This is a genomic window from Ochrobactrum sp. AN78, from assembly GCF_029909885.1.
Classification (GTDB): domain Bacteria; phylum Pseudomonadota; class Alphaproteobacteria; order Rhizobiales; family Rhizobiaceae; genus Brucella; species Brucella quorumnocens.
Window position 1 is genome coordinate 35,309 of sequence record NZ_JASAMU010000013.1, and the last position, 17,363, is coordinate 52,671.

Below are 17,363 nucleotides of genomic sequence, written 5' to 3' on the forward strand. Positions count from 1 at the left end.
CTGGATTCCTTAATGTTTTCGGGCTAAAACGGCGCGGATCAACCACCATCAGCTGTGAGCGACCTTTGGAACTCGATCAGAACACTCTTTTCTTTGCCGCAGGCGTTTGCTCGCTCGCTGTAGCGCTGACGATTTTGACCGTCTGGTATCAGAACAGATGGGACCGTTTTTTGTTGTGGGGCTGTCTGGGCATGATTGTGCTCGGGGTCGGGTCTGTGTTTTATTATTCCTCCCATCTGGCGCTGGCTCCCTCCTCAATGATCGCTTTCAGCGTCATGACCTGCGGCTTCATGCTGCTACTTGTCGGTGCCAACACGGTTTCAAAGAACCATATCCATTCAAGCCTGCTTCTGCTCGCGACAGTGCTGATGACCGGCGTCGTCATCACGCCGATCATGATCGGTTATGCTGGAATAGGCATTGCTATATTTAATATTTTTGCTGCTATCATCCTTATCAAAATCGGCACCGTGTTTATGTCGGTTTATCCGGAAGCGCCGGTACCGGTTTTTGGCATGGTGACGCTTTATTTCTTGACCGCACTTTCCTTTCTCCTGTGTGCTATGGTTATTGTGGCAGAGCGGCAATGGACCCTTCGCACCATTCCAAGCAACTGGGCCGAAGATCTCAATGCCATCATGGCGATCATCGGCATTACCGGCATCGGTGCGTTATCGTTGAGTTTTACGCAGGCGCGAATTTCAAAGCGACATGCCAATGAAGCGCGGATCGATAGCCTGACGGGATTGTTGAACAGACGAGCGGTGTTCAGTCTGCTTGCAACCACGCCGCTTAAAGCTGGCGATGCGGCCATTGCCTTTGATCTCGACCGCTTTAAAGCCATCAATGACACCCATGGCCATGCGGCGGGTGATCGTGTTTTGGAAGAATTCGCCACTATTCTGCGCAACCTGGTGGGAGAGAGCGGGCTGACGGCGCGACTTGGCGGGGAAGAATTTCTCGTGGTTATGCGAGATATAACCCATTTCCGCGCATTGACTATTGCCGATGCGATCCGCGACCGCTTGTCCGCCTGCACGTTTATCGGCAATGCCGGACCTTTTCAGACAACAACAAGCGCTGGGATTGGCTTCTTCACGCTTGCAGACCGTGAATTTGATGTGGTTTTCCAGCGCGCCGACGCGGCTCTTTACCGGGCCAAGGGACTGGGACGCAACCGGGTTTGCACCGAATTGCAGGTCGTGGCCTGAGTGTTGTTTTTGACCGCCAACGCCGTCCAGCAGCAAATGTAGAAGGCCACGCTCACAAGATATTCCAACCGTTAGCAGAGTTGAGCGTCAGCGCGGGAACTCGCCTGCCGTGCGAGCGTTTTAGTGCGGGTGGCGTAACTTGTCAGAAGGAATAGGCGTCATGGTGAAATATGCGAGGATAGCTGCGGTGATGGCATCGGTTTTGATATCGCCCCTGCCCGTTTATGCGCAGAGCATCGAGATTGGTCCAAACGGCATTCAGGTCAACCCGGATGGCGAGCGCCGCGTGATGCGGGACCGCCGGCCCGATCCTGGTGCGATTAGCGAGCGGCGCGCGGCGCGCATTGCGCGTGATGAAGGCATGGATGAGGTGGAAAGCATTGCGCGACGCCGGGGCGTCTTTGTTGTGCGCGGCGTCGATCGCCGCGACAATGATATGCGTGTGGTGATTGACCGCCTTACCGGCGACGTTCTCGAGGTTCGATAGCGGCAGCAGCGCGCAAAAAGCAAGTGCATCTCGTTGCGACCGCACATTGTGCATCTAAACTGGTCTATCAGACCAGAGGTTTCCCGCTTGGGGCTAGGTGATCGGTTGACCTTTGTCGTATTCGACCTAGATTTGCATGCTTCATGGTTTCGAAGAGGTTTTTCATAGAAGCCATGAACCCCCGGTCGTGACCTCATCCGACCGGGGACTTTTTGCATGGAAAATACGGACTGGGTCGACGGGTTCCAGCGCAATTTGCGCGCCCGCTGCGGCGCGGCAGCGAATACGAGGTTGGCGATGACCGTAGACAGCGGCAGGCGCATTCAGCCACGCGAGTTTGCGCACACAGTGAGGCGAAACCCATCCTGTTTGGCGCGCCGCTGGGAAGAAGACGCCGCAAGGTGACAGTGGGATGCGGCGAAATTCTGTGCGTCGCGCCATCGGCCCAATTCCCCTTTATCGAACAAAGCGCAGTATTGGCGGGGTGTATCCCTGTCGAACAGGTTGCCAAACGGCACTAATTGCTTCAAGTAGTTTGCTCAAGCGATGCTGAAGCACCAATAGCGGGACAAAAGTTTGCGTACTGGTTTTATCTCTCTCTTTCTCCTTCTGGCGATTGTTTCCCCGGTAAAAGCACTCGAGACAAGCAGTGCGCCTGTCCTCAAACCCACACAGCAACAGGCCGAAGCCGCGCAATTGACGGCGGAGTTTCTTCAGCGTTTTCATTACAAACCGGTCAGCCTCGACGATAAGCTGTCGGCGCGCATCATGGACCGTTTCATTGATGATCTCGACCCTGATCGTCTGATTTTCTTACAGGCTGATGTTGAGAGTTTCAAAACGCGCAGCAAAGAGATCGACGATGGGATCAAGAACCAGGACTTGAGCATTCCCTTCGCGATCTACAACATTTATGGCGAGCGCGTTGATGAGCGGATGACGTTTGCGCGTCAATTGCTCAATGAGAAGTTCGATTTCAGTTCGAACGAGACTTATTCTATTGCGCGCGACAAGAAGCCTTGGCCGGCCTCGGCTGCGGAGCGTGACGAACTGTGGCGCAAGCGGATCAAGAATGACTGGCTGCGGCTCAAGCTGGCCGGAAAAGACGACGCTGCCATTCGCGACACTTTGACAAAGCGCTATGAAAACACGCTCGCCCGCGCCAACAAGTCCAAGGCCGACGATGTTTTCCAATTGTTCATGGCCGCCTACACGACATCGGTCGACCCCCACACCGATTATTTTGGCGCCAATGCGTCGGCTGAGTTCGACATATCAATGAAACTCTCTCTGGTGGGCATCGGCGCGGTGCTGCAGGAGCGAGATGAATTCACCACGATCCGGGAACTCACAGCGGGTGGACCGGCACAACTATCGGGCAAATTATCGGTGGGCGATCGGATCGTGGGCGTTGGCCAGGGCAAGGACGGAGCGATCAAGGAAGTTGTCGGAATGCGCCTTGATGAGGTTGTGCAACTGATCCGCGGCGACAAGGACTCGGTCGTGCGTCTTGAAATCTTGCCGGCAGACGCTGGGCCAGATGGTCAGCACAGGATCATAAGCCTAGTGCGTGACAAGATCAGCCTCGACAAGCAGGCGGCACAGAAATCGGTGTTTACGCTGCAACAGGGGGAGAAGACCCGGAAGATTGGTATCATCAAACTTCCGGCCTTTTACGAGGATATCGAAGCCCGGCGCAAAGGCGACAATAATTACCGCAGTGCAAGTCGGGATGTTGCGCGGTTGCTTGCCGAACTTGCGCAGGAAAAGGTTGACGGAGTGCTGCTGGACCTGCGCAACAATGGTGGCGGTTCGTTAAGCGAAGCGATCGACCTTACCGGTCTATTTGTCGGCAAGGGGCCGGTGGTTCAGCAGCGCAATGCCAAGGGTGAGATTCAGGTGGAAAACGACAAGCTGCCGTCGGCCGCCTGGACCGGACCGCTTGGCGTCCTCATCAATCGTGGATCGGCGTCAGCCTCGGAGATTTTTGCGGCCGCAATTCAGGACTATGACCGCGGTGTGGTCATCGGAGAGCCGAGCTTTGGCAAGGGGACCGTGCAGACGGTGGTCAATCTCGATGAAGTCGCCCAGAGTCCGACACCGAAATTTGGCGAATTGAAGCTCACCATCGCTCAGTTCTTCCGCGTCAATGGCGGGACCACGCAATTGCGGGGTGTCACGCCCGATATCCGCTTGCCCGGACTGTTCAATCTGAAGACCGTTGGCGAGGAAAGTTTTGATAACGCCCTGCCATGGACGGAAATCAAAGCGACAAAATATCGGAACTTTGGTGCTGCAAAGGCACTGCTTCCCCAATTGCAGCAACGCCATGAAGAGCGGGTGAAGACCAATCCGGAGTTTCAACGCTTCGTCGAAGATGTCGACGCACTGGCCAAACAACGCGACAAGGCGTCAATATCACTCAATGAGAATGAGCGGCGTGCAGAAATCGAGGCTGCAGCCAAGCGCGCGCGGGCCGAAGGTGAGAATGGCGATGGCGGCAGCGTTGATGATGGCCTACAGGCCAATGAACGCAGCTTGAGCGACGAACTTGCGCGTGAAAAAGCCCGTAAATCGGCGAAGGACGCCTTGCAGGACGAGGCAGCATCGATCGTGATTGATCTGGCCGACCTTCAAAAAACCCGTCCTCAATCCAAAAAATAAACCTGCGCGACCGGGATCAGCGCAGCTGCTTCATAGGCCTTGAACCATGGGATGCAGACGAGAATTGAACGTCTTGTCCGCGATGCGGCGGTGAGACGCGGTCGCCCCCACGCCTTGCAGGATATCAAGCAAGGATGGGGCGGATTTTCTGTTAGAACTGAAACGAGCGGCAACAGGCTTCGGCATGGGCATTGCGCCGCGAGACAATCACACCCTCAACAAACACTCCGGTAAATCCGGAAGAATTCCGGGCTCAATCAGGTGCCCTTTGCCCAGGCTGCGGAATGTGCTCGAACTGGTGACTTGAGGTTGTATGAGCCTGTTGAGATATGAGAATAGAGCTCGGCATGACGCAAGAGGAGGTCGCCAAGACGCACTCGCTCGCTCGGCGGCAAGTTGCGAAGCTCGAAGCCGGCACCGCGAAACCGACTAGAACCTTAGAATGGATAGGTCGGCTGTTCGGATTTGCTGTGGGATTTGTGCCAGCGCATCAAGCAGAATAAGGCTGTTGGGGCCGAGAAGCAACATGCGTAGACCCACACGATGAAGGAGCTGATGCTTGCCATCTGACAATTCCTTCAGCGTCACAGGGCCGCCTGCAATTGTGCCCGACGCCATTTTGCGCTGGACCTGAAACCATGCTCTGATCTCACCGTCACGTGCGACAGGCTGAATGGTTGTGACGCTCATGCCGGTCGCTTCGGCAATCATTTGATAGAACGGCCACGCCTTTTCGGGGTGGCCGTTCGGATAAGTAGTGAAGATAGCAAGGGCCAGATCGCGCGGTGTCGCTCCATCTTTGTCGCAATTCAATTGTTGAAGCACTTATAGCCTCACGTGCCGCAAACGCCGCACCCCGCTCATGGGCGCGTCCCTGGGCGCGTCCCTGGGCGCGGTACGGCCAAGAAAGAAAGGACGAAACCGACCGGAAAAAGCGCAACTGCGGATTTGTCAAACCCTGGCTTTTATGGAGCCGTGCTATCGTCCTGCCCGGGGTTGAGCGGTTGATTTTGCTCGCGGTCGCTCGGCGCTGGCCCCTTCAAACCGGCCCGGTCGCGTAAGCCCAGTCACCATCAGGAAGCGCGGGCAAACAGCCACACGCTCTCGCGGGGAATATCGACCCAGACTGGCCCTTCCGGCAATTCCTTGGCTCCAAAGGCCTTGGCTGCGAATGCGCCCGAACGCAGGCGATACTCCCAGCGATCGCCAAGATAGAGACAGGCGTCGAGCTGCATTGGCTGGCGCGCCTCTCCGGGCTTGTCATGCACGGCAATCTGTTCGACACGGATGACCGCTTTGTCGCGTGCCTCGTCGGATTGCCCGATCATCACGCCTTCGAGCTGCCAGTCGCTGCCATGAATGGCGGCATTGTCGCCGGCCCGGCGAATTTCACCATGCGCGACATTGTTTGCGCCCAGGAAATCTGCGGCATAGAAACTTTTTGGCCGTTGATAGATTTCCTGCGGGCTACCTTCCTGGACAATCGCGCCATTGCGCAACAACAGGATATTGTCGGAGGCTGCAAGCGCTTCCGACTGATCATGGGTGACAAGAACGCCACAGATCTCGAGATCAAGGATGAGCTTGCGGATCCAGTAGCGGGCTTCTTCCCGTAGTTTGGCGTCCAGGTTGGACAGGGGCTCGTCCATCAGCAGCACGCGGGGTTCATAGACGAGCGCGCGACAGATGGCGACACGTTGCTGCTGACCACCGGAAAGCTGGTCGGGGAAGCGTTCCGCGAGATGACCAAGGCCGATTTTCTCCAATGTTGCCTGAACGCGCTTGCCGGCTTCAACCTTGCCGACGCCGCGCAGCTTGAGCCCATAGGCGACGTTTTCCATCACCGTGCGGTGCGGCCAGAGCGCATAGGACTGGAACACCAGTCCTATATTGCGGTTTTCGGGGGCGACAGTCAGACCGATGGCTCCATCGAGAACGGGTTTGCCAGCGATGCTGATGCGGCCCTGTTCCGGCTGTTCCAGACCGGCAATGCAGCGCAGCAAGGTGGTCTTGCCGCTGCCTGATGCGCCGAGCAGCGAGACGATGGATCCGCGTTCGGCAGTAAACGACGCGCCCTGGAGGATATGCAGGCCACCGAGAAATTTATGAACATTTTGGACAGTCAGTTCAGTCATGGATTTTGGCTCCCAGACGAAGGGCGAGACCGAGGCCTGCGCCGGTAAGAACGATACTCACAAAGGCAAGTGCGGCAATGGTATCCATAGCGCCCGACTGGATCATCGAGACCATCAGCGATCCGATCACTTCAGTGCCGGCGCTCATCAGGTAGATACCGGTTGCATAGTCACGCAGGAACACGATCATGATGAGCGCCCAAGCGCCGACCAGCCCGGGACGGACGATCGGGATGACCACATCGCGCCAGGTCTGGGTGATTGTTGCGCCCGTGGTGCGCGCCGCTTCCTCAAGCTCCGGGCTGACCTGGATGAGGGTGCCCTGAAGAAGACGCAAGCCATAGGAAAGCCCGACAATCAGATAGGCGATGAACAAGCTTACCAGCGTGGTTCTAAGCGGGACCAGGAAAGGAATGAACAGAAACAACCAGAAGAAGGCCAGACCGATGATCAGGCTTGGCATGGAGCGGGGAAGCAGGATCATATAGTCGAGAACGGTGTTTGAAACATCGCGATTGCGATGACCTGCGAGACCGATGATCAAGTAGAATGCGACCGCCAGCGCACCTCCGACCACAGCCAGGATGATGGTGTTGAGCACGCCGCGATAAAGACTTGGCACCTCAAACAGCGCGTTGAAATGCCGGGTGGTCAGATGCGCGAAGGGATTGACGCCCTGGCCCCAGGCATCGACAAATGCCCGCAGCACAATGCCACCGATCGGTAGGATTACCGATAGCAACAACCAGAATCCGATCATCGAGAGGGCGATGACCTGACCGGTACGACCCAGTCGCATCACGGTGGTGCGCGCGCCTTTCCCCCCCAAAGCGGCGTAGCGGCGGCTGTGGCGCAACAGGCGACGCTGGTACCAGACCAGCGGCAATGTGAGCAGAACGAGAAGCACCACGACGACCGCCATCAACTGATAGGTCGGCACACCGAACAAGGTGGTGAGCTTATAGATATAGGTGGTGAGAACATTGATGCCACTGGGTTCGCCGAGCACCAGAGGAACGCCGAACATCTCGAAGCCAATCAGCAGATTAAGCGCAGTGGCGAAGATCAGGGCTGGCAGCACCATCGGCACGGTGACATCGCAGCAAACACGCCAGATCGGAGCGCCGCTGATGCGCGCCGCCTCTTCTAGATCCGATGGCAGGTTGCGCATCGCGGCAGAGACGTAGAGATAGACATGCGGCACATGGGCGAGACCGGTGACCAAGACGATGCCGCTCAGCGAATAGATATTCCAGGGCACAAATCCAAAAATTTCCCGTGCCAGGATCGACAGGAAACCGGACGGCCCGATCGCCACCGTGTAACCAAAGGCAAGCACCAGTGCCGAGATGAACATGGGCACCAGCACGATCACTTCGAGAGCCTTGCGAAACCGCACATCGGTGCGGGTCAGCAGGAAGGAGAGGGCCGCGCCCAGCGGGACAGCGATCGCCACCATCCCCACGGCCATGATGACCGTATTCCAAAGCGCCTCATAAAACATTGGATCGACGAGAATATATTGATAGGCGCTCAGGCCGATCGTCGCGCTGGCGCTGAAGAACGGCCCATCGAGAAAGCTCTGATAGACGATCAGAGTGATTGGGGTGAGGACGCTCAGTGTCAGCAGCCCGATAACGAGCCGGCGGAATAGCAGCGCCTCGCCTGGCGCCCGCAATGTCTTGTGCCGACCGCCGCGGGCGGTGGCTTGGGTGAGATTTTGGGTAGAACTATCCGCCGGCATGGATTGACCTCCGGGAAAACGGGCGATGAATGGGAAGCCAGCCAGCCTCCCCTTTGCGACAGGCCCCTATGCGGGTTTGCGACGCGCCGAAGGATGGTTGTGACCTTGAGGGGTCTGCCCGGCCTGACTGCCGTGATTGGCCGCCGGTCGGACAAGGCTGGCTCAGCGGTGGCTGATCAGCCTTTCAGAGCAGCCCGCCATTGCGTGAGAAACTTGATCCGCTTTTGCGGATCCATGAAGTTGAGCAGGGTTTCGTCCAGCGCAATGGGTTTGAGATTGCCGCCGACAAGGGTGTTGAGGCTGTCAATATTATAGCCCTCGGTCACGTCCTTGCGCAGTGCGGGCATTCCCTTGGAAGCCAGCGCTGTCTGGCCTTCCTGTGAAAGCAGGAAATCGATAAATAGCTTGCCGGCATTGGGGTGCGGGGCGTCCTTGAGCAGGCCGGTCACGCGAGAGAAGGCAGGCGTATAATCCTTGCCGAAGGCCACGCCGAGATTGGGGGCGCTCTTGACCCAGTCAAGAGCGTAAGAGCCAATCACATTATAGGCCAGGACGTTTTCACCAGAAACCACGGTTTCACGCATCGAGCCGGTCGAGGAATAGGACTTGCCTTTTGCCTTCCCCAGAGCATTGGTGAGGTCCCAAAAATTCGACGTCTGGTCAAGATCATTGGTCTGGATCAAAAAGCCGACGCCGGATTTTTCCGGATCAAAGGTCGCCAGTCGGCCATCATACGCACCGCTGGCAATGAAATCGATCAGCGCCTGGCGGGTTTGTGGGACCTTGTCCTCTGCCAGCGCGGTCTTGTTGTAGATCATGCCGATGGGCTCGATCGAGGTTGCATACACGACGTCTTTATAGACAGCCCAGCCCGGCAGAGCGGCAGTTTCCGTCGATTGGTAGGGTGCGAGATAGCCGTCAACCGCGAGCTTGACGCCCTGATCCATCGCCGATGTCCAGAAAAGGTCTCCCCCTACCTGCCCCGCCGCCGCCTCGGAGATCACGCGATTATAGACACCATTGGTGCCGATATCATTATAGTCGACGCGAATGCCGGGATATTTTTTGGCAAAAGCGTCGAGCGCCGCCTGGGCCTGGGCCTGGTCGGTGGCGGCATAGATGGTCACCGACCCTTCCTGGCGCGCCGCTTCAACAAGCGCGGCGGTCGCAGCAAGACCAGGCGCGGCCGACAGGATGAGTGCCGTCGCGGTGATCAAGCCATAGGATAAATTGCGTTTCACTGTGCAGGACCTCCCAAAGTGATTGCGATTGCCTGGGAGATGGCCGCGCCAGAAGAGTAAACTATACTTCCTCTTTAACGCATTTTACCGATTTTTTCTGGTCGCAATAAAGTATTCCCGCATTTACTCGTGCAGGTTAAAGCTTTCAGTTAATCGATATCCTCCCAAGGATATAGAAAAACCATTCTCTCCTACGAATAGCCTTTCTGAATACATTGAATCTACGATGAAACTGTCAGGAACCTGTCATGAATGGACAGGTTTTAGTTGCCCTACAATATTTTCTATGCAATCTATCCGCAATGCGCATCCTTTTGGTTGAAGACACCCGGGATGTCGGGGAGGCAATCAATCAACGGCTGGAGCGAGTGGGGCATTCAGTCGATTGGGAGACGGACGGGCTCGCTGCCGCCGAGATTCTCGACTTCACCGATTATGATCTGATCATTCTTGACGTCATGCTCCCCGGGCTTGGCGGCTTTGACATCCTGCGGCGGCTGCGCGCCGCGAAGAAGATGGTTCCAGTTCTTGTGCTCACCGCACGCTCCGAGATTGAGGACCGGGTCAGCGCGCTTGATCTGGGTGCCGATGACTATCTGGTCAAACCCTTTGATTTTCGCGAACTGGAGGCGCGGGTCCGGGTTTTGTTGCGTCGCAACAGCGGCGAGACCACCAACATCATCGTCTGCGGGAAGCTTCAGCTCGACCGGCACAGCCGCAATGTGCGGATCGGCAATCGCGAGGTCCAGCTCAAGCGGCGTGAAATCGCCATTCTGGAGGTTTTTGCCAGTCGGCCCGGCAGGCTGTTCAGCAAGGATGAGCTGATGGACACGCTGTTCGGCTTTGATGACGGGGTCAACCAAAATGCGGTGGAGCTTTACGTCAGCAGGATTCGCAAAAAGATCGAGGGATCGGGCGTTTCGATCATGACACAACGCGGGATGGGTTATCAGTTGGTGATCGATGAAAGCGCATGAACCTTCGCTGTTCTCGCGGCTCTTTATCCGGGTCGGCCTTGTTCTGGTAGTCGGGGCGAGCATTCTGATCACTGCGGCTTGGTTTTATGGCCAGACGGCTGCCAACAAGACCTATGACCAGCTGCTGCGGGGCGCGGCCATGCAAATTGCCGAGGGCGTCACGCAGATTGATGGCCAGTTGATTGTCAATCTGCCTTCCTCTGCCTTTGAACTGTTGGGATTTGCGGAACGAGACAGGATCTTCTATCGCATTGTCGGGCCGGATGGCGCCGTGGTGAGCGGATATCCGGATTTGAATATCCATGATGATCTTGGCGCCGCGCGCCATGCGCCGAGACTTGCGACGGAGATCTATCGCGGTGCCGAGGTGCGGGTGATCACGGTCGCGCGGGCGCTGGCCGATCAGGCCGAGGCAGGCTGGGTCTATGTGGTGCTGGCGCAAACCACCGAGGCGCGGCGCGCTCTGGCCAGTGAAGTCACACAAGGGGCGATGCTGCTGGTCGGCGTCATGGTTGCGCTCGGACTTGCCGGGACATTCCTTGCGGTGCGATATGCGTTGCAGCCCGTCACCAGCCTTGCCGATGCGCTCCGACAGCGCAATCCGGAGGATCTGACGCCGATGCAGACACCGGCACCCGATGAGTTGCGGCCTTTTGTCGGTGCGATCAATTCCTTCATGACGCGACTGGATCTACGGGTGGTGCGTCTGCAGCAATTCATTGCCGATGCAGCGCATCAGATCCGCACCCCGCTGACGGCTCTTGCCGCCCAGGTCGAATTGCTTGATGCCAATGCCATGAGCGACGCTGATCGCGAACGCACCCGACGCATCAAACACAGAACCGGCGAGTTGGCACGATTGACCAACCAGTTGCTTAGCCATGCCATGGTCATTCACCGTGCTGGGGCGGTCCAACTGGAGGTCATCAATCTGGTGGAGATCAGCCGCGCGGCGTTTCACCATGCGATCCCGCTGACGATCGACCCTGACATGGTGATCTCATTTGAAGCCGGCGAGACCGGACTGATGGTCAGAGGGGATCCTGTCAGCCTGCGCGAAGCCATTGCCAATATCATCAGCAATGCGCTTAGCCACGGTGCCATCTCGCGGCTGGACGTGCGCGTCAGGCGGATTGATGGGCGTATCTGTGTCGAAGTTGAGGATGACGGGCCGGGCATCTCACCCGAAAACTGGGATCAGATGGCACGCCGGTTCAATGCAGCATTGCCCAAAGCAGGCGCCGCCTCGGGGCTTGGCTTCGCCATCGCCGCAGAGGTTGCATCGGCCCATGACGGGATCATCCGCTTTCGCGAGAAGGGTGAGACCGGCTTCATGGTGATACTGGATTTGCCGAGCGCTGGGGAGGACGAATGATGAGATTTTATGTTTCCGCTTTGCTGCTTTTAGGACTGACAAGCCTTGCGCTGGCGCAGTCGGATGAGGGAACGACCACCCATTTTCCGGCGCTCGGGACGGAAAGCGCCCGCCTGGTGATCCATGGCGCGGCCGACACCTCGGCGCTCAAGCCCCTGTTGCGCGACTTTCAGAGCAGCGAGCCGCATGTGGCGATCGATTATACCGACTTCGTCACCAATGAGCTGTATCGGGAGGCAGACAGAGCCTGTCGTGAAGGCAGCAACTTTGGTGATTTGTTGTTGTCTTCCTCGGTTGATCAGATGGTGAAGCTTGCCAATGACGGCTGCGCTGTGGCCCATATCTCCGCGCATACGCGCGCCGCTGAAAATCATGCCAGCAACTGGCGCAACGAGGTTTATGGCTTCACTTTCGAGCCCTCGGTCATTGTCTATCACAGCGATTATGTCGATCCGCAGGAGGTGCCGCACACCCGGGCTGAACTCGCCGATCTGTTGCGGCGCAAACAGGAATTTTTTCGCCGTCATGTTGCCACCTACGACCTGCGGGAATCGGGGGTTGGCTATCTGCTGGCCTTTCTCGACGCCGAACAGAATTCGACTGCCTATGGGCGCTTGCTGGAGAGCATGAGTCGTGTGGACACACAATTGCGGTGCTGCAACAACTCGATTCTGAGCGATCTGGAAGAGCGCAAGATCTACATCGGCTATAATATCATCGGATCCTATGCCTATGCCGCAAGCCTGCGCAATCCCAAGCTCAGAATCGTGCTGCCGCGTGATTATACGCTGGTCTTAAGTCGTGCCGCTTTCATTCCAAAACAGGCCCGTCAGCCGGCGCTGGCCGCACGTTTTCTCGATTATCTGCTGTCGGAGCGCGGGCGGCGGGTGGCGCGTGAACAGGCATTTTTCTTTTCGCGCGACGGCAGCCTGCCCGTAGGCGTCGATGGACCGCCTTCGCTGATGGAAAGCGGGGTGGGACGCCCGGTGCGCATTGGCCCTGCCCTGCTCGCAACCCAGGACGGCGCACAGCGCAAGCGCTTCATTGACGACTGGACCGAGGTCATGGCGGCGAAGGACGCGCCCGTCGCTGAATGAGGGGCGGCCGAAAATGGCTGCAGTTCGGTCGGCGTTGCGCATCAACTTCATGGCAGCGCGGCCGGGTCGTCTCGAATGAAGCCGGTTGGTGACGAACAAGCGCCCTGGCAAAGGTGGCGTCGGGCAGAACCATGATCAGGGCGGCAAGCCTGCTTGCATGGGCAGCGTTTTCACTGTCTTTGAGAAGGCAACCGGTGTTCAACCCGCTTCTTATGCGCCCGTCGCGCAATCAGTGCCGGATGACCCGGCAAGGCGACGCGTTTGACCGCTCTGCGCGCAAACCCGCAGTCTTTGCAGCCTTTACGGCGGGCGGCACGTGTGCGCTCCGAGACAATGCAGATTGGGCGTGTCGCGCGCCTCGAGGCAGGCGGCGATCAGACCGGCCTTGCTGCGGAGATGGCATCCTGTGATTGCGTGATGGACAAAATCCCTGCCGCGCGTCGATGTTTGACGGGGCCGGGCATGAAAATCGATCGCAAAAGCCATGCGGTCGGAGACGGCGGTGAGCGTTGAAACAATGCGCTGCGATCATTTGCATCCAGTGGCCGCTCAGCCAGATCATAGCGGCTGAGACGGCGCTATTCTGGCTTGCTGCGTCATTCCCTCAAGTTCAAGTGGGCGCTGGATGCTCTAATGCCGCGGCGGCAGCACGGGGAGCGGTTCCGCAGGCCCCACGATAAAGGCATAGGAAAAGGCGCCGACCACGGCCATGATCGCTGCCACCAGGAAGGAGGGTGTGTAGCTACCCCCGAATTGATCGAGCAGGAAGCCGAACAGGAACGGGCTGATGATCCCGGCAATATTGGAGGCAAAATTCTGGATGCCACCAATCGAGGCGACGTGGTGCGAGCTTGGTGCGACATCCGCCGGCAGCGACCAGATCGCGGTCGCGGCAATGGCCAGACTGCTATAGGAGACCGCAAGGAAGAACAGCGCGGCATAGAGCGATTCCACTATGGCGGCGGGCAGAATGGCGGCACCGCCCAGCATGCCGCCGACCATCACCGTCTTGCGCACGGTGGTGACATTGGCACCGCTGCGGATCGCCCGGTCGGCCAGAAGACCGGCGATCCAGGCGGTGACGACCGCCGCAAGGCCAGGCAACATGCCGTAGAGCCCGAGCTCGGTGAGATTGAGACCACGGGCGGTCTTCAGATAGGTCGGAAACCAGGTGAGGAAGAAATAGATGACGAAGTTGAGGCAGAAGAAGCCGAGCATCATCCCCCAGACTGTGCGGTAGCGAAACAGATCGATCCAGCGGATTTTGCGCGCTTCCAGATCGTCATTGTCATCGGTACGAGCGCCATTCTGGATGATATATTGACGCTCGAGATCATTGGCGCGCGGATGGTCGTTGGGATCCCGATAGGTTTTATACCACAGCAGCGCCCAGACGATACCGATGGCGCCCAGGATGATGAAGGAATAATGCCATGTCGCAAATGCGATGATCGAGGTGACGATGGGCAATGCCAACACTGTGCCGACGCGCGAGCCGGAATCGATGACGGCTGTTGCGAAGGCGCGTTCGTTTCTCGGAAACCAGCGCGATGCCGCTTTGGTTGCTGCGGGATAGGCCGGCGCCTCGCCGGCGCCGAGAAAGAAGCGGACGGTGAAAAAGCTCCAGAAGCTGTTGGCAAGCGGCGTCAGCGCCGTGAAGACCGACCACCACACGGCGGCAAGTGAAAAGCTTTTGCGCGCGCCCAGCTTGTCGGTGATCCAGCCGGCAAACAGCATCATGCCGTCATAGGCCCAGAAAAACGCACCCAGGATCAGCCCCTTTTGGGTATTTGTGAGGTTGAGGCCAAGTTCCTGATCGATGAACGGCAGAGCAACGCTCATATTGGCACGGTCAAGATAATTGATCGCAATGCCGATAAAGCACATGAAAAGAATGAAATAGCGAAAGCGTGTGGCACCGAAAGGCGCTTTTGAAGTGTCCATTCCCAATTTCCTCCCGGGATGTATCTTCGCTCAGCAATGAGGGGCAGCGGGCGCCGATCAGCGCGTTTGTTCAAGCCTGGCGGGCGGAGCGACCCGAAAACGCGCCGCCAGATCGGCAAATGACGTGAGCGTCACCGGATCGATCTTCACGCCCTGCTGTTCCCGCTGTTCTGCGACCCGCCATTCGCGATCGCCCGGTGCCATGACAGTTAGGGACTCTCGAGCCGGCGACGTGCGCAGCATGTCAAGATAGCGGGTCATGCCGGCATCAAACACCGCAGGGTCAATGAAGGCCTCCGGCTTCAGCGCAAGGACAAAAGCCCCCATTTTGCGGGGGGTGGAAAAATCCGGTCCGCCCATTGGCGCGATATCGAAACTCAACGTCATTCCGGTGAGAACGGCACTGAGAATTTCGGCAAGCCCGGCCAGCGCTGCCCCCTTGAAGCCGAATTCGCCACCCAGGGGCGCCAGCATTGCGGCATTTGTAGCCTCAAGCGTGTCGACGCCATCCCTATCGGAGGCGACGCCGTGGGGCAGCGGGATGCCAAGGCTCTGATAGAGCATGACGCGGTTATAGGGGATTGAACTTGTGGCCATATCGAGCAACCAGGGCTGGGCGCCGGGGGTGGGAACGCCGACGGCGATAGGGTTGGTGCCGTGAAATCGCATGGCACCATCATGCAGCCGCACGAAGCTGTCGGAATTGCAGACCGCGATACCGATATAGCCCTGGCGTGCAGCCTCAAGGGCATAGGCGCCGGCGGCGGCAAAATGCGAGCTGTTCTGAATGGCGACAGCGCCGATACCAAACTGATCGGCGAGCGTGGTGGCCCGCGCCATGGCGGTAAAAGCGGCAAGGGCGCCATGGGCATCATCGGCATCGAGCGTTTCGATGGCGCCGAAACTGCGGACAGCCCGAAGCATTGGGGTCTTGTTCACACGCCCCCCAACCAGTGCGGTGACATAATGCGACAGAAGCCGGACGCCATGACTGTCTACGCCCAGCCGAGTGCCGTGCATCATGGCGCGGGTTGCGGCATCTGCGGTCGCGTCATCAGCGCCACAGGCCGAAAAAATTGCCATGCAAAACCGCTCAAGCGCGGCGAGGGAAAAGGCGGTCTCGTCGTCTGACTGCTGCACTATGATACTCCTCCAGCTCATAATGTACTATGCATGCACTATACGATATTCTCTGTCAACGCAAGCCACCGGCAAATCCTTCGAAGGAGTGCGGCCACCGAAGATTGCGTCTTGACTTGCACCGTCATCAGCGGCTGACCACTGGAAATGTCAGAAAAGCGACTTTACGCAATGGGTTGAACGTGGTCTTTCTTGAAAGGAAACTGGCTGCAGTCCTGGCTTGGACAAATGCGCATGTGCGGATAGCGCCATTGCTGCGGTCGATCAGCGGAAGGAAAATTTAATGCGAGGCGCTGCGCCCAAGCTTTATCAGAGTGCGCGCGACAGGCTTGCGGTCGACATTGCCAATGGTGATCTGGCCGAAGGCCAGCGCCTGTCCGAAACCTGGGTGGCGCAGCATTTCGGTATCAGTCGCGCTCCCGCGCGCCAGGCACTTGTCGAACTTGCAGCGCAGGGCCTGCTTGCGAAGGAGCAGGGCCGCCGCGGTTATGTGGTGTCAGCAGCGGCGGGCGGGAGAGGCTATCATGAGGGCGGCATTGCCAAGCGCGGCCCCATTCAGTTCCTGCCCAGCTGGCAACGCATCTATAGCGAGATTGAGCGGGAGATTTTCGCCCGCACGTCAATTGCCAGCTGGCGGGTCAATGAACTGGCGCTGGCCAAGCATTATGGTGTTAGTCGCACGGTGGCGCGTGACGTGGTGGCACGGTTGCAGCAGCGGGGCATCATCGATAAGGCGGAAGGCGGTCGCTGGCTTGCACCTGCACTGACCGACAAGCGCCTGCATGATCTTTTCGAACTCCGCTGGGTCCTGGAGCCGCTGGCGCTTGAAAAGGCGTTGCCGCGCCTGCCCGAGGGTCTGCTCATCAGGCTGCGCGCCAATCTCAACGCGGCCGTGCTCGCCGCGCGGGTGAGCGCGGCGACGCTGGACGCGCTGGAACAGGAGCTCCATGTCGAGCTGCTTGGATATTGTGACAACCGGGCGCTTTTGGAAGCGGTGCGACTGCCGCAGACCTTGTTGGTCGCCCACCACTTCCTGTATCAGTGGACCTCGGGACTGTTTGCGACAGAGCCATTTCTACCAGAGCATCTGGCGATTGTCGGCGCCTTGCAATCCGGGGATCTCAAGGGCGCACAGGCGGCACTGGTTTATCATCTGCAGATTTCGCATGAACGGGCGATGCTGCGCGTTCAAACCATTGCCGGCACGATAGAGCCTGATGAATTGCCCTATCTGGAGCGCCACGACGGCTAGAAATAAGGCTCGAAGCATGGCTGGAGAAGCAGGCAAGCCATTGGGCTTTGCTGCGCGCGGACAATTTCGTGCAGGGCTAAAAGTCTGCGCATATCC

At 58.1% G+C, this 17,363-nt stretch carries 15 protein-coding genes and 1 pseudogene; 10 read left to right on the forward strand and 6 right to left on the reverse strand.

All coding sequences use genetic code 11. The features are described 5' to 3' along the window. Positions 1–65: 65 nt before the first annotated feature. From QBD00_RS19640 to QBD00_RS19655, 4 genes and pseudogenes are all read left to right on the forward strand, one after another. A complete protein-coding gene (locus QBD00_RS19640; protein WP_151094348.1) occupies positions 66–1,211 on the forward strand; it encodes a GGDEF domain-containing protein in 1,146 nt (381 codons plus the stop codon). Positions 1,212–1,371: 160 nt separating this feature from the next. Then, the gene (locus tag QBD00_RS19645; RefSeq protein ID WP_151094532.1) at positions 1,372–1,698 is read left to right on the forward strand and encodes a PepSY domain-containing protein; all 327 of its coding nucleotides are present in this window, start codon (positions 1,372–1,374) and stop codon (positions 1,696–1,698) included. 576 nt (positions 1,699–2,274) lie between these two features. After that, positions 2,275–4,362 carry a carboxy terminal-processing peptidase gene (locus QBD00_RS19650; protein ID WP_151094350.1) on the forward strand — a complete coding sequence of 696 codons (2,088 nt, stop codon included), beginning with the start codon at positions 2,275–2,277 and terminating at the stop codon, positions 4,360–4,362. 234 nt (positions 4,363–4,596) lie between these two features. After that, positions 4,597–4,865, forward strand: a pseudogene (locus QBD00_RS19655) (helix-turn-helix domain-containing protein). Here QBD00_RS19655 and QBD00_RS19660 read toward each other — a convergent pair. The 4 genes from QBD00_RS19660 to QBD00_RS19675 form a co-directional block, all read right to left on the reverse strand. Continuing rightward, on the reverse strand, positions 4,792–5,187 hold the full coding sequence (locus QBD00_RS19660) for a hypothetical protein (RefSeq protein ID WP_318580326.1): 396 nt from the start codon (positions 5,185–5,187) through the stop codon (positions 4,792–4,794). The pseudogene QBD00_RS19655 and the gene QBD00_RS19660 overlap by 74 nt on opposite strands. A gap of 248 nt (positions 5,188–5,435) precedes the next feature. Further along, positions 5,436–6,497, reverse strand: a complete 1,062-nt coding sequence (locus tag QBD00_RS19665; RefSeq protein ID WP_151094356.1) for an ABC transporter ATP-binding protein — start codon at positions 6,495–6,497, stop codon at positions 5,436–5,438. Then, entirely contained in the window at positions 6,490–8,175 is a 1,686-nt protein-coding gene (locus QBD00_RS19670; RefSeq protein ID WP_151094535.1) for an ABC transporter permease, read from the reverse strand. Before QBD00_RS19670 ends, QBD00_RS19665 begins: the two co-directional genes overlap by 8 nt. A 242-nt stretch (positions 8,176–8,417) precedes the next feature. Continuing rightward, a complete protein-coding gene (locus QBD00_RS19675) occupies positions 8,418–9,482 on the reverse strand; it encodes an ABC transporter substrate-binding protein (RefSeq protein ID WP_318580327.1) in 1,065 nt (354 codons plus the stop codon). Positions 9,483–9,784: 302 nt separating this feature from the next. Here QBD00_RS19675 and QBD00_RS19680 point away from each other — a divergent pair, with 302 nt between their 5' ends. From QBD00_RS19680 to QBD00_RS19700, 5 genes are all read left to right on the forward strand, one after another. Continuing rightward, positions 9,785–10,459: a response regulator transcription factor gene (locus QBD00_RS19680; RefSeq protein ID WP_151094538.1), complete on the forward strand. Its 675-nt coding sequence runs from the start codon at positions 9,785–9,787 to the stop codon at positions 10,457–10,459. After that, a complete protein-coding gene (locus tag QBD00_RS19685; protein WP_318580328.1) occupies positions 10,446–11,834 on the forward strand; it encodes a sensor histidine kinase in 1,389 nt (462 codons plus the stop codon). The genes QBD00_RS19680 and QBD00_RS19685 overlap by 14 nt, the downstream gene beginning before the upstream one ends. Beyond that, positions 11,831–12,931, forward strand: coding sequence for an ABC transporter substrate-binding protein (locus QBD00_RS19690; RefSeq protein WP_318580329.1), 1,101 nt, complete (start codon positions 11,831–11,833; stop codon positions 12,929–12,931). Before QBD00_RS19685 ends, QBD00_RS19690 begins: the two co-directional genes overlap by 4 nt. A gap of 88 nt (positions 12,932–13,019) precedes the next feature. Continuing rightward, complete coding sequence (locus QBD00_RS19695; RefSeq protein ID WP_318580330.1) at positions 13,020–13,196, forward strand: hypothetical protein; 177 nt, start codon at positions 13,020–13,022, stop codon at positions 13,194–13,196. Beyond that, positions 13,193–13,444 (forward strand): hypothetical protein, encoded by a 252-nt coding sequence (locus QBD00_RS19700; RefSeq protein ID WP_151094362.1) that lies wholly within the window; start codon positions 13,193–13,195, stop codon positions 13,442–13,444. Before QBD00_RS19695 ends, QBD00_RS19700 begins: the two co-directional genes overlap by 4 nt. 117 nt (positions 13,445–13,561) lie before the next feature. Here the strand turns inward: QBD00_RS19700 and QBD00_RS19705 are convergent, their stop codons facing one another. Both QBD00_RS19705 and QBD00_RS19710 read right to left on the reverse strand, forming a co-directional pair. Then, positions 13,562–14,875 (reverse strand): MFS transporter, encoded by a 1,314-nt coding sequence (locus QBD00_RS19705; protein ID WP_151094364.1) that lies wholly within the window; start codon positions 14,873–14,875, stop codon positions 13,562–13,564. Positions 14,876–14,932: 57 nt separating this feature from the next. After that, positions 14,933–16,015, reverse strand: coding sequence for an Ldh family oxidoreductase (locus QBD00_RS19710; RefSeq protein WP_412535049.1), 1,083 nt, complete (start codon positions 16,013–16,015; stop codon positions 14,933–14,935). A gap of 283 nt (positions 16,016–16,298) precedes the next feature. Between QBD00_RS19710 and QBD00_RS19715 the strand changes: the two genes are divergently transcribed. Then, on the forward strand, positions 16,299–17,267 hold the full coding sequence (locus tag QBD00_RS19715; protein WP_318580331.1) for a GntR family transcriptional regulator: 969 nt from the start codon (positions 16,299–16,301) through the stop codon (positions 17,265–17,267). Positions 17,268–17,363: the final 96 nt, after the last annotated feature.